Source organism: Halobellus sp. MBLA0158, from assembly GCF_041477585.1.
GTDB lineage: Archaea > Halobacteriota > Halobacteria > Halobacteriales > Haloferacaceae > Haloquadratum > Haloquadratum rubicundus.
The window spans coordinates 1,167,789-1,181,150 of the sequence record NZ_JBGNYA010000001.1; the positions used below are offsets into that span (position 1 = coordinate 1,167,789).

Consider the following 13,362-nt stretch of genomic DNA (forward strand, 5'->3'; position numbering starts at 1 on the left):
GCAAAGTGATCAGTCGTCGGCCGACTCGCCGAGCCGCTGTTTCTCCTTCCTGACGACGTGGACGTCGTCGATCCGGGTGTCGGGGTACTGGCCGTCTTCGTCCTTTTCGGCCGCTTTGACCATGTCCCAGACGACGTTGAGCCCCGTCGTGACGCCCTCTAAGGCCTCCATCTCACAGCCCGTCTTCCCCGTGGTCTCGACGGCGACGGTGAGGACCACCCGCTCGTCGCGGACGTCGAAGTCGGTGTCGACGTTCGTGATCGGGATCTGGTGGCACATCGGGATCGTCTCCCAGGTGTGTTTGACCGCCTGGACCGCGCCGATCCGCGCCGTCGCGAGGACGTCGCCCTTTCCGATCTCGTCGTCGCGGATGGCGCCGATCGTCGACTCGGTCAGATGGATGGTCCCGCGGGCGACCGCGCGACGCTCCGTGTCGGGCTTCGAGCCGACGTCGACCATCTGGACGTCGCCGGTCTCGTCGACGTGGGTGAGCTCCGGTTCCTCGTCCCCGTCGCCGGCGTCCGATCGCTCGTCGCTCATTCGTCGTCCCCCCACAGCGCCGCGGGCAGCCGATCGATCAGGTCGGTCGCGACCAGCCCGTAGCCGTTCTCCTCGACCGCCGCGTCCCCCGCTCGGCCGTTCGCGTACGCCGCGACGGCGGCCGCCTCGAACGGCGGCAGGACGCAGGCCAGCGCGCCGGCCGCGCCCGCGAGGACGTCGCCGGTGCCCCCGACGGTCATCCCCGGGTTCCCCGTCCGATTCACCCGCCGGTCCCCGCCGTCGGCGATCACGTCGTAGGCGCCCTTCACGAGCAGGACGTGGCCGAGGTCGGCCGCGAAGTCCGCGACGAGGTCCGCGCGCGTCCGCCAGTCTTCGTCGGTCTCGCCCCCCATTTTCCGCAGTTCCCCCTGGTGAGGCGTACAGAGAAGCGTCGCGTCCGTGTCGACGGTCGGGACGATTTCGAGGGCGTCGGCGTCGACGACGGCGGTTTCTTCGTAGGCGTCGAGGAAGTCGCGGACGGCCGCCAGCGTCTCCTCGTCGCTGCCGAGTCCGGGACCGAGCACCGTGACGTCGTGTGCCGACGCGAGGGTGAGAAGTTCGCCGACGTGCGCCGGGGAGAGCCGTTCGCCGTCGTACGGCCGGAGGATGAGGCTCTCGCTGTACCCCTGGATCTCGCGGGCGACCGACGCGGGGCAGGCGACCCTGACGAGGTCCGCGCCCGCCCGGAGCGCGGCCTGGGCGGCGAGCGCCGGCGCGCCGGTGTAGGGCCCGCCGCCGACGACGAGCACCTCGCCGAAGTCGCCCTTGTGGCTCCGGTCGGGCCGGCCGAGCGCGAGCAGGTCGCCCGGACCGGTGAACAGCTCTGCGGCCTCGGGGATGCCGATGTCCGCGACCGTGACCGCCGCATCGACGGCGTCGAGGCCGGGCTTGCGGTCGTGGAACGTCACCACCCGGTCGGCGTCGACGGCGATGCCCGCGGCCTCGCCCGTGTCGGCGTCGACGCCGGAGGGCACGTCGACCGCCACGACGGTCGCGTCGGCGTCGTTGATCGCGCTCGCCGCCGTCGCTTCGGGTTCGCGGAGCGCGCCGGTCACGCCCGTCCCGAGCATCGCGTCGACGACGACGTCGGGGTCGCCGAGGTCGAGATCGGCCGAGTCGGTCACCGCGCGGGCGTCGTACTCGGCGGCCCGGAGCGCCTCCCAGTTCTCGCGGGCGATTCCGGTCGCGATCGTCTCGGGCCGGCCGAGCAGGTGGACCGCGACGTCGTAGTCGTCGAGGAAGCGGGCCGCGACGAGCGCGTCGCCGCCGTTGTTGCCGCGCCCCGCGACGATCGCGACCCTCGCGCCGGGATCGGCCGATCGACGGACCGCGCGCGCCACCGCGTTGCCGCTCGACTCCATCAACTGCTTCCGGGGGACGCCGAGGGCCTCGGCGTTCCGATCCACCGCGGCCATCCGCTGGCTCGTGATCATTGCCCGACCCTCCGAGCGAGAGCGGCTAAAAAGCCGCGGGTGGGGGCGCGGCCGGCTTCGCTTCAGCGTGATCGGATCGATCACGCGTGATCGGATGTGTGTCGGAAATCCGAAACGTTTAGGGTAGCGAGGTCGGTATCGCGTGGTATGTCGGGGCTACTGCCGTCAGAGACCGACAGGCGTGCCGGCGAGGACGACGGCGACGTCCGCGTCCTCCCGCTGGAGGACGACGAGGCCGCACGCCTCATCAACTGTCTCTCCTCCGACACGGCCCGCGCGACGCTCTCGGCCCTCCAGGATCGTTCGGCCACCGCCTCCGAGCTCGCCGACTCGGTCGGAACGTCGCTCCAGAACGTCCGCCACCACCTGGAGAACCTCCGCGACGCCGATCTCGTCCGCATCGTCGGCACCCGGTACTCCGTGAAAGGACGCGAGATGAAGGTCTACGCGCCCGCGCGCGAGTCGTTCGTCGTCTGCGTCGGTGATCCGTCCGAAGACGATCCGGGATACGAGTAGGCCCCCGCCGCGTTTCGGCCCTCACCCGCACCCTCAAATAGGGTGACAGATCCACTCACCGACACCGATATGAGCGCGGCCCAGCGAGTCCCCGACGTGAGTTGGCAGGCGGTCTTCGGTCACGACGAGCCCTACCCGGAACAAGCCGACGGCATCGACGCCGCGATCGACGCGGCCGACGACGACGGCTTCCTGGTCGTCGAGGGCGCCTGCGGGACCGGCAAGACGATGCTCGCGCTCACCGCGGGGATCGACCGCGTGCGCGACCCCGACTCGAAGTACGAGCGCGTCCTCGTCCTGACGAGCGTCAAGCAGCAGCTCCGCCAGTTCGAGGCCGACCTGGAGACGATCAACGCGAACCTCCCGACCGACTGGCGCCCCGTCTCGGGGCTGACGCTCGTCGGCAAGGCCGACGTCTGCCCGTACAGTCGCGAAAGCGTCGCCGGAATCGACGACGAGACGGTCTACGACCGCTGCGAGGGGCTCCGCGAGCGGACCCGCAACCTCGTCGGTGAGGACGGCCAGACGTCGACGGGGACGCTCGTCTCCGAGGCGAAGGCGACCCAGACCGGCCTGTTGGACTCGGGGGCCACCCAGGGCCCCGAGTACTTGTCGACGGCCGGCGAGCCGACGCCGTTCCTCCCGGAGACCGCCGAGTACGCCGACACCGAGTACTGCCCGTTCTACGCGACGTTCCTCGACGACCTCCCGGAGGACGGCGACCCGGTCGAGGCGGTCCCCTTCGACCTGACCGACTGCGGCCACATCGACACCGACGAGCTGGTCCGGCTGAGCGCCGGCTACGGGACGTGCCCGCACTCGGTGATGGGCGCGGTCCTCCCGCACGTCGAGGTCGTCCTCGGGAACTACTACCACGCGTTCGACCCGCAGACGGTGGGCTCGTTCACCGGGGCGCTCGTCGACGACGCGACGTTCGTCGTCTGCGACGAGGCGCACATGCTCGAACCGCGCGTCCGCGACCTCGTCAGCGACGGGGTCGGTCTGACGACGCTCCGGGACGCCGAACAGGAACTGACGCGCGTGATCCAGCCCGTCGAGTTCGACGACGCGGGGAAGGACGCCGCGGGCGGGAGCGGAAGCGACACCGGGAGCGCCGACGCCGACCTCGTCCGGGGCGAACTCGCGGACTCGGACGTGACGCTGCGCGAACTCCGGGAGGTCAGGGCGTTCGTCTCGGACCTGCGCTCGGAGGTCGACCGCCGCGTGAAGGCCCACCTCGACCGCTCGCTCCCGGACTGGCGGGCGGACGTCTCGCGGCTGGAGGACGACGAGATCCCCCTCCGCGACCCCGAGGCGCCCGCGGTCGACGACCTGACGGAGTGGGCCGACGACGCCGGCTACGACGGGGGGACGTGGGTCCGCGCCGAGTCGGTCGGCGCCGTGGTCGCGCGGATCCTGAACGAGGCCGAAGACGAGGACGTCCGCCGGGCCGCGCCCGCGGCCGGCCGCGCGCTGGCGAACTGGAAGCGGTGCGATCACGTCTCGTACTTCCGGGAGATCGAACTGGAGCGGACGTGGGACGAGACCGAATCTCAGAACTCCTGGCGCCGCGCCTACAACGCCCGGCTCGCGCTCCACAACTGCGTCCCCGGCGAGACGATCGCCGAACGGCTCGGGGAGTTCGGCGGCGGCGTGTTGATGTCGGCGACGCTCGAACCGATGGACGTCTTCCGGGAGGTCACCGGCCTCGACGCGCTCGCCGAGCGGGGCCGACCGGTCGAAGAGCGGACCTACGGGCTCTCTTTCCCGGCGGCGAACCGCGCGTCCTTCGCCGTCGACGTCCCGAAGTTCACCCACGAGAACCGCGGGCGGCGGGGCGAGTCGAACCCGACGCGGCGGGCGCACGTCGACGCCGTCGCCGAGATCGCGCGCTCGCCGGGGAACGTCCTCGTCGGGATGCCGAACTACGGGGAGGCGTCGTGGATGGCCGAGGCCCTCGCCGATCGGCTCGACCGGCCGGTCCTGCTCGACGAGTCCTCCGGCGACGACGCGACGGAGGCGCTCAAGGCGGAGTTCTTCGGTGGCGAGCCGAAGGTGCTCGTGACGAGCCTCCGCGGGACGCTCACCGAGGGCGTCGACTACCGCGGGGACCGGCTCGCGGCCGCCGCCGTCTGCGGCGTCCCGCTGATCGACACCTCAAGCCCCCGGACGCGAGCGCTCCGGACGGCGTACGACCGACGGTTCGGCGGCGGAGGGTCGGACGGCCGGCGCGGACGGAGCGGTTTCGAGACGGCGCTCACCGTCCCGGCGGTCCGGAAGGCGCGGCAGGCGATCGGCCGCGTGATCCGCGGCCCCGAGGAGGTCGGCATCCGCGCGCTGATCGACGCGCGCTACGCTCGCGCGTCGTGGGACAGCGTCCGGGAGTACTTACCCGAGACAGAGCGCGAGGAGTTCGATCCGGTGAGTCCGGATATGCTCGGGTACGGCGTCGATCGCTTCTGGTCGCGCGCCGGCGAGGAGTAGCGACGTCAGACCCGCTATCCGTCGTACTCGGCCTTGCACTCGGGAGAACAGAAGTGGCGGGAGGCGACGCGGCCGTCCTCGACCCAGGTGACGACGCGGTGGGTCGGCGACTGGATGATCTTCTCTCCGCAGGCCGCACACTCCGGTGCGTCGGCTTCGTCGACGTCTTCTCCGAGTTCGGAAGTCGGGTCTACCATTCTCTCCGAGTCGTTGGCGCTCCGGCCCACTTGATACTGTCGAACGGCCGGGAGCGCGCCGTCGCGCGCCGGCCGCCGCGCGGGTCTGCGGTGCCCGCCGAGGGTTTCTCGCCGACAGTAGTAGTTTAATACGTCCGAAGCCTGGCTACGAGTGTGGACTGAGATGTCCGATCCTTCCGGCCCCCCAGAGAGTCGCAGTTCGGCGCCGCACGCAGAGCACTCCGCGGTACGGACGCCGGACGGCCGATTCGAGCTTCGCTGCGTCGTCGTCCGCTACGAGCGGCGACCGGACCGGTGTACGGTCTATCCGCGGCGCGAGAGCTGCTGTGAACACGTCGACGCGTGGTTCTCGGCAGACGCCGACGCGTTCGTCCCGCTCGACGAAATTCGCTGAGAGGGCGGTCGGCACACGGACGTTTTTCGCCGTTCAGACGTTGATGTCCTCGAACTCCTCGTTGACGATGAACCGCCCCTGCGGGGTGAGGTCGACCGGCGGCTCCTCGTCGGTGATGAGGTCGTCCTCGTGGAGCGATTCGAGCCTGGCGTCGAGTTCGGCCTCGCCGATGTCGAGCAGCGACGCCAGATCGATGTCTTCGCTGGTGGAGTAGAGGCCGACGAGCACCTCCAGTTCCTGTTCTTCGATCTCGACGTCGCGGACGTCGCTTTTGATCCAGTGGTAGATCAAGCGGAGGTACCGCCCGAGGATGTTCATCTTCCGCCGCGAGGTCATCGAGATCTCGGAGGTGACAGTCTGGCCGTTCTCGACGTGTTGGACCGAGAGGACGAGCAACGTCTCGTCGTCGTCGGTCGTTCGCTCCATCACCTCGAAGAAGATGACCGAAGCGAGGTCGATCGAGAACGGTTCGTCCTGATCGGTCTTGATGTCGCCGCCGGTGAACGAGACCGATTCGTAATCGAGGTGCAGCCCGGTCTTTCGGGTCGGGGTGTCCATCACGCGACCGCCGACCTTGGCCGGGTGGGTGACGAGCGCCGTCGAGCCGTTGAGCGTCGCTCGGAAGAGCAACAGGGAGAACTTCTCGATCAGCTCGCGGTCCCCGCCGATGACGGTCGTCCGGCGGTAGTCGCCGTCGATGTAGCCGACCATCACGGTGTAGTCGAAGAACTCCTCGACTTCCGGGGGCACCTGCCCGACCGCGATGTCGAAGATCGAGGTGATCGGCACCGTCGTCTTCGTCTCCGAGGTCGCGAGGACGAGCCGCCGCCCGCTCATCAGGACGCGTCCCTTCACGGGGTCGAAGGCGGCGTCGCCGCCCGCGACGAAGTTCGCGACGAAGTCGACGACGATCGACTCCCCGTCGGGCGTCTTGGGGCGGCTTCTGCCCGTCGATTCGGATTTGGATTTCGCCTTGGATTTGGCGTTCCCGCCCGCGTCGCCGCCGGACGCCGATTCGTCCTCGCCGCTCTGCTTCCGGTAGGCTTCGAGCAGTTCCGACCGGCCCTGCGCCGCCTCGCCGTGCTCGGCGCGCTGGTCCGTTCCCTCGTCGGATCCCGTCGCCGTCATACGCTGATCAGCCCCCCGGCGAGCGACGACGTCAGGACGGCGCTCCCACAGCCGATCCACACGAGGATGACGAAGTGGAGGTACGCGTTCGTCTTGTGGCCCCCGTCGACCATCCGGATCATCAGCGACGAGAGGACGGCGTTGAAGAGGATGATGAGCGAGAGGAGGTACTCGATGATGGGGATGTCGTAGACGCCCGCGTAGATCAGCTGGCCGAACTCGAACTGCGCGAGGTTCATACTCGACGAGAACGTCGCGAGAATCTCGACGATCTCCAGCCCGATGAAGAAGGCGAACGCCGCCGACGCGGTGATGCCGTACAGCACGCCGATAAGCGTCGTGGTCTTCTGTTGTCGCTGCCGGCGGAGCTTGATGACCTCGTTCATATTGTTCGAGATGAGTTCGCCCAACTGCTTCGGCGTCCCGCCCATCTGCCTGCCGACGAGGTACATCTCGGAGAACTTCTGGATGAGGTACGAACTCGTCTCGGCGGTGAAGAGGAACCACGACCGGTCGGGTTCGACGCGCATATTCAGCCGGACGTAGAGCCGGTCGATCTCCCGCGACAGCACGCCGAAGTCCTTCTCGCGGAGCGTCTCCAACACGGCGCGGGTGGTCGACTGCTTCGCGCTCTCGGAGGCGCCCAGCGCCCGGATGAAGCCCGGGTACTCCTCGTCGCGCTCTTTGATCCCGTTTTCGTGGTGTCGCGCCACGAGCCCGGGCACCGCCAGCGGCGTCACCGGCGCGGCGATCAGCACCGGGACGGGCGTATCGAGCATCACCCGCTGGACCGCCTGTCCCACCGGCGTCCAGCCCATCGTTCCGACGCCCAGGATCGTGATGAAAAGGAGGCTCAACGCGACCGCGCCGTAGAGCGCGATGTCGATCTGGCGGTCGATCTTCGTCCGGTACTCGTCCTGCTGGTACCACAGCGGGTCGTACGGCGACATCGTCCGGATGACGAAGTAGAACCCCAGCTGGACGAAGACGAAGAGCACGATGACGGCCGCGATCGTCATCGTGGCGTCGGTCCCCGTGAGGATCGGGAGCACGATCGCGTTGATGATCGCGAACGTCATCGACAGAATCATCGAGAGATAGAGGTCCTTCATCACTTCGAGGTTCCCGAGCGCGCCCTCGTAGACGGTGATGTACTTCTGGATCATCGTCTGCTGTTCGCCGAGCAGGAAGTCGTCGAGGCTCTGGCCGGCGTTCAGCGAGTACGCCAGCCGGTCGAGGAAGTCGCCGAGCTCCTTCGAGGGAACGACCCGCGCCCGCCGCTGGAGCGCGTCGTCGAGCGACTGATTCCAGGTGTCGACGAGTTCCGTGATCCGCCGCATCTCGACGGCGAGCTCGCCGTACTCCTCCTCGCGGCCGAGCTGTCTGAACACGGCCACGCGGTCGATGTTCGTCGTCGAGAGGACCGTCAGGTGCGTGATGACGAGGTGGAGTTGGTTTTCGAGCCCGCGACGCTGCTGCTCTACGAGGAGCCGCGGGTACAGGAGCCCCGCCAGCAGCATCAACAGCCCGAGCAGGAAGATCGGGATCCGAACGAGTACCGGCAGCGGCAGCAGCACCGCGCCGGCGACGCTGACGACGAAGAGGACCGCCGTCGGCAGGAGGACCGTGAGCGCGTACTTCCGGTTCTCCATCGGCATCCGCTCGTAGGAGTCGATGACAGACGAGAAGAAGCGCTCTAGCTGCTCCCGCTGGGCGCTGAGACCGACGTTCGTGTCGGTGCCGCCGGAGCCCGAGCCGGCTTCGGTCTCGCTCATCGGTTCGCCTCCGTCGCGGTCGATTCCTGCTCGGCGCGTCTCATCCTTCGATCCTCGTCATATCGAACGGGAGCCCTTCCGTGCCGTCCCGCTGGAAGTCCTGAATGAGTTCGTTGACCTCGTGGTAGCCGACGATGTTCTCCTGGATCGCCCGCCGGATGATCTCGGTCCGGAACTCGATGTCCTCGTAGATCTTCCGGGTGTCGTCGTACCCGAGCAGCGTGGCGATCTTCTCCTCCATGATGAAGGAGTTGTTCCGCCCCTGGAAGACGATCTCGTCTTCGACGGGGTCCCAGTAGAACGCCTCGCGGGTGACGACGCCGCCCATCTCCTTGGAGTACCCCTCGATCTCCTGGACCGAAGTCACCCGGCGGAGCGTCTCGTTGCCCCGCTTCACCCGGTTCTGGAACAGCGCGATGTCACAGTTCGACATGAACGTCTCGGGGACGTTGATCGGGTCCCCGGTGAACCGCTGGATCATCGAGACGATGTCGGACGCGTGGAAGGTCAGCATCACCGGGTGGCCGGTCTGGGCCGCCTGGAACGCCATCCGACCCTCCTCGCCACGGACCTCCCCCACGATGATGTAGTCGGGGCGGGAACGGAGCGCGGCCGCGACCAGGTCGAACATGTCGACCTCCGAATCGGCGCCGCGTCCCTCACGCGTCAGGAGCTGCTGCCAGGTGTCGTGCGGCGGCAGCACCTCGGCGGTGTCCTCCGCCGTGTAGATCTTGGAGTCCCGCGGGATGAACGACGTGATGGCGTTGAGCGTCGTCGTCTTCCCCGAGGCGGTCTCGCCGACGACGAACACCGTCCGCTCGTTTTCGAGCGCGATCCAGAGGTACGCCGCCAGCTCCGGGGAGAGCGTTCCCCACTTCGCGATCTGGAACACCGACAGCGGGACGTCGTCGCCCTGACGGATCGTGAGCGAGGAGCCCTTCAGCGAGACGTCGTCGGAGTAGATGATGTTGATACGCGACCCGTCCGGGAGCGTCGAGTCGACGATGGGGTGTGCGTCGGAGACGGGGTCGCCGATCCGCTCGCCCATGTTCCGGAGCCAGTTGTCGAACTGCTCCGAGGAGTCGAACTCCACGGTCGTCTCCAGCAGCCCGAACTCCCCGTGGTCGACGTCGACCTGGCGGGGCCCGATGACGTGAATGTCCTCGTTCGCCGGGTCGCGCATAATCGGTTCGAGCGGTCCGAGCCCGACGATGTCGCGGACGAGCCGGTAGCGGACCTTCTCGTAGGTCTCCTCGGTTACTTCGAGCGGCCCGAGTTCGAGCCGCTGGACCAGCTCGGCCAGCCGCCCGTGGTCTTCGGTCTCTAAGGTGACGATCTCTTCGAGCAGTTCCTGGATCCGCTCTTCGTATTCTGTGTCCTCCGTCGGCGCGGGCTTTGCGACCGACCGTTCGAGGAGCTTGTCCTTGACCTGGCCGAAGAGGTCCTGTTCGTTGTCGTCGAGTTCCGGCTCGATGGTGTAGTACTTCGTCGTCTCCCCGAAGTTGCCGTACACCTGGCAGTAGACGGGGCCGCCGAGGTGGTAGATGATGTTCGGCCGCCGCGACTCGTAGCCGTCCGGCTCGTCGACGAGCATCGGGAACTCGCCGGTGATCTGCCGGAAGCGCTTGAGGTGGTCGCGGAGGTGCCCCCACTGTTGTGCGTGCCGCTTCAACTCGCTGTCGATGCTCGCAGAGCCGTGTTCCGTCGCCATTAGGCAACACTCCTGGACTCGATGACGATGCCGATGCCCGAACGGACCGAGAAGCCGACGCGGTCGCCGACCTGCTGGCCCATCCCGGCGAAGCGCTTCACGAAGATGTTCCGTCGGACGTCGTTACCGACCTCGACCATCTCCAGTTCCAGGTAGACGTCCGCGATCGACCGGAACGGGCCGATCGCCTCCTCGTCGACCGTCGAGGGGTCGACCGTGAGCACGATCGTCTTGCCCTTCGTGGTCAGATCGCGGAAGAAGGAGATGATCTCTAGGGCGGCCTGCCGCTCTTCGTTCTGGCGGACCAGCGCCTCGAACTTCGGGTCGTTCCGGAGGATGGCGTCGAAGGTGTCGACGATGATGACGTCGCCCTCCCAGAGCGTGTCCGCCTCCATCATCCGTTTGAGGAACTGCTTGCGCTCGTCGTCGCTCTCGCCGCCGGTGAGCGCCCCGCGGGCGTCGATCTCGGCGGGAATGAAGAGGATCTGCTCGTCCAGCAGGGGCTTGACGACGTCGTAGGTGAGAGAGTGCATCTGGTCGAGGAAGCCCCGGACACCCAGCTCGGTCGAGATGAGCGTCGTCACCACGCCCTCCTGGGTGAATCCGTAGGTGAACCGCTGTGAGAGGACGCTCTTTCCGGCCCCGTAGTCGCCCTCGATGAGGACGATCGAGCCCTTGGGGATGCCGCCGCCGAGTTCCTTTTCGAGCCGGTCGTGGTCTTTCAGTCCGAGCGAGTATTGGTTCGATGCCATAGATTAGACGTTGAATCTGAAGGTCTCCTCGTCTCCGTCGACGACGAGCGTGGCCTGGTGGTCGCCGGTGCCCTCCAAGCCGCTGAGTCCACCGATCTCCACCTCGACGACGCCGTGGGGCGTCCACTCCGGGCCGCCGTCGACGACGCTGACGGTGACGTTCGTCCGGTACTCCGCGTCGAAGATCACATCGAAGGTCTGGTTCGTCGCCGGTAAGGTCCGTCTCCCGGTGTTCTTGACGTACAGCGTGACCGTGTCGTTGTCCTGGTCGTACACCGTGCTGTCTGAGTTGCTGATTATCTCGACGTCCGTCCGGATGTTCTCTGCGACGTCGGCGCCGCGGTCGTCGAGTGCGCCGCTGATGCCGGTGACGGTGTCGATGAGGACGCCCGCGACGCCCGCCGCGATGACGATGCTCGCGATGAAGAGGATCAGGCTCGGGACGGAGACGTCGGCCATCTAACTCCCCTCCACCGTGGTGTTGGTCGACGAGACGCCGTTCTGTGCGACGACTGTGACGCCGTCGGGCTGTGCGACGTTCCTGACGGTCAGCGTGAGCGTCTGACCGGCGGCCCAGACGTCGGTGTCGCCGTCGCCGTCGACGGAGGTCTCGTCCGGGACCGCGTACTCGTTGTCGACGAGGAGGCTCGTGTCCGCGACCGACAGGGTCGTCGTCCCGTCGTTCGTCGCGTTGACGACGAGGTCGTTGTTGCCGCTCGCGTTGTAGACGACGCTCGTCACGTCGATCGCCGTATTCCGGCGGTCGAGCAGGTCTTCGGACTTCTCGTCGCGGGCCTCCGAGAGCTGCTCTGCGCTGCCCGCGGCCGCCGTGTAGAGCGTGCCCGAGGCGATCAGGACGCCGAGGAAGATGACGGCAGTCGACCCGCTAACGCCGAATCCCACGGGACCCACCTCCGAGCGCCGACAGCTCCTCGAGGAGCCGCGCCTCGTTGACATCGCCGGCGAGTCGGCTGATGTACGTCAGACTCTCCCTGTGGTGTTCGACCCGCAGGTCGCGCGGGCGTTCGGTCTCCCCGGCGGTGGCGGCGTTGCGGACGTGCTCGCACATCGTCCGCTCGACCTCCTTCGTGATCCAGTCCTGGGACCGGTACTGTCGCAGCGCCCGCGCCGCGCCGATCGCTCCGCCGACGTCGACGAGGAACCGCGTCCACTCCAGGACGACCGATTCCGCCGTGTACCGCGCCGGCAGTTCGGTGAGGTACGCGTCGGATTCGGCGGCCGCCTGCTGGGTCGTTCCGTTCGTCGCCGGCGTCTGTGACGACGCCGCTTCGGTCGGTTCGGGCTGCGTCGATGCTGCCGATTCCATCGTTCCGTTTTGTGCTGCGTCCGCCGCGGACTCGGTCTCGGCCTCCGCCCCGGCGTCGCCTTCGGCCTCGAAGAGCGACTCGTCGGGATCGACCTCCTCAGGTTCGTCGTCCGCTTCGGCCTCGAATCCGTCGCCGTTTTCGAGTTCGTCGCCGACGTGGTTCTGCATCCCCTCGAACTCGTCTTCGTCTTCCTCTTCTTCGGCGTCTCCCTCGGCGAGTTCGTCCTCGGCCTCGGCATCCTCTTCGTCTTCGAGGTCGTCCCAGCCCTCGTTCTCTTCGTACTCCTCTTTCAGATCGTCGAAGCTGGCGCCGCCGCCGGCGCCGCCATCGTCGCCCTCGTCGGCGCCGTCGTCGTCGAGCGCTTCGGCGGGATCGGCCCGCTCTTCCTCGGCGAGTTCGTCCTCGGCGGCGAGTTCCGCTTCGTCCTCTTCGGCGTCGAGGTCGCCGAAGTCCTCGTCGAAGAACGACTCGGCGTCGGCGTTGGCGACCTCGGTGTCGAGGTCCTCTTCGCTCTCTTCTTCCATCTCGAAGAGGCCGAACGCGCCGTCGCCTTCGAGGCCGCCCATCTCGCGGGCGTCGTCGACGAAGGGATTGATCCCGCGGGTGACCATCTCGTAGATGTCGAGCAGCTTCCGGATGGTCTCGTCGAGCTCTTCGACGGTCTCGCCGATCTGTTTGTTCTCCTCGCGGACCGTGTTCATCCCCGAGGAGATGGAACTGACCTCGTTTTCGAGCTCGGAGATGCGGTCTTCCATCTCGGCGATGGTGTCGGCGTCGACCTCCGAGCCGCCGAAGTCGTCGCCGCCTCCGCCGCCACCGTCGAAGCCGCCCATCTCGCCGTCGAGGCCGTCCATCCCGCCGTCGTCGAAGCCGCCCATCTCGCCGTCGAGGCCGTCCATCCCGCCGTCGTCGAAGCCGTCTCCCATCCCGTCGCCGAGGTCGTCGCCTCCGCCGTCGAGGTCGCCCATATCGCCGTCGAGGTCGCCCATATCGCCCATCTCGCCGTCGAAATCGTCCAGGTCCTCGTCGAAGCCGAGCCCGTCTGTGGCGAGCGTGTCGGACTCCTCGTCGTCGCCGTCCATCCAGTCCATCACGCCCATTCCG

13 protein-coding genes are annotated in these 13,362 nt (G+C 67.7%); 3 read left to right on the forward strand and 10 right to left on the reverse strand.

The window, feature by feature from the left end:
- Positions 1 to 9 precede the first annotated feature (9 nt).
- Positions 10 to 540: a cyclic pyranopterin monophosphate synthase MoaC gene (gene moaC, locus OS889_RS06060; protein ID WP_372388211.1), complete on the reverse strand. Its 531-nt coding sequence runs from the start codon at positions 538 to 540 to the stop codon at positions 10 to 12.
- Positions 537 to 1,973: an NAD(P)H-hydrate dehydratase gene (locus OS889_RS06065; protein ID WP_372388213.1), complete on the reverse strand. Its 1,437-nt coding sequence runs from the start codon at positions 1,971 to 1,973 to the stop codon at positions 537 to 539. Before OS889_RS06065 ends, moaC begins: the two co-directional genes overlap by 4 nt.
- A gap of 147 nt (positions 1,974 to 2,120) precedes the next feature.
- Between OS889_RS06065 and OS889_RS06070 the strand changes: the two genes are divergently transcribed.
- Together OS889_RS06070 and OS889_RS06075 are read left to right on the forward strand one after the other, a co-directional pair.
- On the forward strand, positions 2,121 to 2,489 hold the full coding sequence (locus OS889_RS06070; RefSeq protein ID WP_372388214.1) for an ArsR/SmtB family transcription factor: 369 nt from the start codon (positions 2,121 to 2,123) through the stop codon (positions 2,487 to 2,489).
- Between the two features lie 69 nt (positions 2,490 to 2,558).
- Complete coding sequence (locus tag OS889_RS06075; protein WP_372391564.1) at positions 2,559 to 4,973, forward strand: ATP-dependent DNA helicase; 2,415 nt, start codon at positions 2,559 to 2,561, stop codon at positions 4,971 to 4,973.
- 14 nt (positions 4,974 to 4,987) lie between these two features.
- Here OS889_RS06075 and OS889_RS06080 read toward each other — a convergent pair whose 3' ends face one another.
- A complete protein-coding gene (locus tag OS889_RS06080; RefSeq protein ID WP_372388216.1) occupies positions 4,988 to 5,170 on the reverse strand; it encodes a DUF7576 family protein in 183 nt (60 codons plus the stop codon).
- A gap of 163 nt (positions 5,171 to 5,333) precedes the next feature.
- On the opposite strand from OS889_RS06080, the gene OS889_RS06085 reads away from it, so the two are divergent.
- A complete protein-coding gene (locus OS889_RS06085) occupies positions 5,334 to 5,564 on the forward strand; it encodes a DUF7511 domain-containing protein (protein ID WP_372388218.1) in 231 nt (76 codons plus the stop codon).
- Positions 5,565 to 5,597: 33 nt separating this feature from the next.
- Here the strand turns inward: OS889_RS06085 and OS889_RS06090 are convergent, their stop codons facing one another.
- From OS889_RS06090 to OS889_RS06120, 7 genes are read right to left on the reverse strand one after another with little or no spacing between them, the layout of a single operon-like run.
- Positions 5,598 to 6,692, reverse strand: a complete 1,095-nt coding sequence (locus OS889_RS06090) for a CheF family chemotaxis protein (protein ID WP_372388220.1) — start codon at positions 6,690 to 6,692, stop codon at positions 5,598 to 5,600.
- Positions 6,689 to 8,467 carry an archaellar assembly protein ArlJ/FlaJ gene (gene arlJ, locus OS889_RS06095; RefSeq protein WP_504923074.1) on the reverse strand — a complete coding sequence of 593 codons (1,779 nt, stop codon included), beginning with the start codon at positions 8,465 to 8,467 and terminating at the stop codon, positions 6,689 to 6,691. Before arlJ ends, OS889_RS06090 begins: the two co-directional genes overlap by 4 nt.
- A 40-nt stretch (positions 8,468 to 8,507) precedes the next feature.
- Positions 8,508 to 10,178, reverse strand: a complete 1,671-nt coding sequence (gene flaI / locus OS889_RS06100) for an archaellum flagellar ATPase motor FlaI (protein ID WP_372388221.1) — start codon at positions 10,176 to 10,178, stop codon at positions 8,508 to 8,510.
- The gene (gene arlH / locus OS889_RS06105; protein WP_372388223.1) at positions 10,178 to 10,930 is read right to left on the reverse strand and encodes an archaellum protein ArlH; all 753 of its coding nucleotides are present in this window, start codon (positions 10,928 to 10,930) and stop codon (positions 10,178 to 10,180) included. Before arlH ends, flaI begins: the two co-directional genes overlap by 1 nt.
- A 3-nt stretch (positions 10,931 to 10,933) precedes the next feature.
- Positions 10,934 to 11,389, reverse strand: a complete 456-nt coding sequence (arlG, locus tag OS889_RS06110; RefSeq protein WP_372388225.1) for an archaellum stator protein ArlG — start codon at positions 11,387 to 11,389, stop codon at positions 10,934 to 10,936.
- Positions 11,390 to 11,833, reverse strand: a complete 444-nt coding sequence (arlF, locus tag OS889_RS06115) for an archaellum stator protein ArlF (RefSeq protein WP_372388227.1) — start codon at positions 11,831 to 11,833, stop codon at positions 11,390 to 11,392. It lies immediately after the preceding gene.
- On the reverse strand, positions 11,817 to 13,358 hold the full coding sequence (locus OS889_RS06120) for a flagella accessory protein C (protein WP_372388228.1): 1,542 nt from the start codon (positions 13,356 to 13,358) through the stop codon (positions 11,817 to 11,819). Before OS889_RS06120 ends, arlF begins: the two co-directional genes overlap by 17 nt.
- Positions 13,359 to 13,362 lie beyond the last annotated feature (4 nt).

Excerpts from the sequence above, each read along its gene's own strand:
- OS889_RS06120 (WP_372388228.1), bottom strand. The coding sequence starts at position 13,358 with ATGGGCGTGATGGACTGGATGGACGGCGACGACGAGGAGTCCGACACG.
- OS889_RS06085 (WP_372388218.1), top strand. The coding sequence starts at position 5,334 with ATGTCCGATCCTTCCGGCCCCCCAGAGAGTCGCAGTTCGGCGCCGCAC.
- OS889_RS06070 (WP_372388214.1), top strand. The coding sequence starts at position 2,121 with ATGTCGGGGCTACTGCCGTCAGAGACCGACAGGCGTGCCGGCGAGGAC.
- OS889_RS06080 (WP_372388216.1), bottom strand. The coding sequence starts at position 5,170 with ATGGTAGACCCGACTTCCGAACTCGGAGAAGACGTCGACGAAGCCGAC.
- arlJ (WP_504923074.1), bottom strand. The coding sequence starts at position 8,467 with ATGAGCGAGACCGAAGCCGGCTCGGGCTCCGGCGGCACCGACACGAAC.
- moaC (WP_372388211.1), bottom strand. The coding sequence starts at position 540 with ATGAGCGACGAGCGATCGGACGCCGGCGACGGGGACGAGGAACCGGAG.
- OS889_RS06075 (WP_372391564.1), top strand. The coding sequence starts at position 2,559 with ATGAGCGCGGCCCAGCGAGTCCCCGACGTGAGTTGGCAGGCGGTCTTC.
- arlG (WP_372388225.1), bottom strand. The coding sequence starts at position 11,389 with ATGGCCGACGTCTCCGTCCCGAGCCTGATCCTCTTCATCGCGAGCATC.
- arlH (WP_372388223.1), bottom strand. The coding sequence starts at position 10,930 with ATGGCATCGAACCAATACTCGCTCGGACTGAAAGACCACGACCGGCTC.
- OS889_RS06065 (WP_372388213.1), bottom strand. The coding sequence starts at position 1,973 with ATGATCACGAGCCAGCGGATGGCCGCGGTGGATCGGAACGCCGAGGCC.
- flaI (WP_372388221.1), bottom strand. The coding sequence starts at position 10,178 with ATGGCGACGGAACACGGCTCTGCGAGCATCGACAGCGAGTTGAAGCGG.
- OS889_RS06090 (WP_372388220.1), bottom strand. The coding sequence starts at position 6,692 with ATGACGGCGACGGGATCCGACGAGGGAACGGACCAGCGCGCCGAGCAC.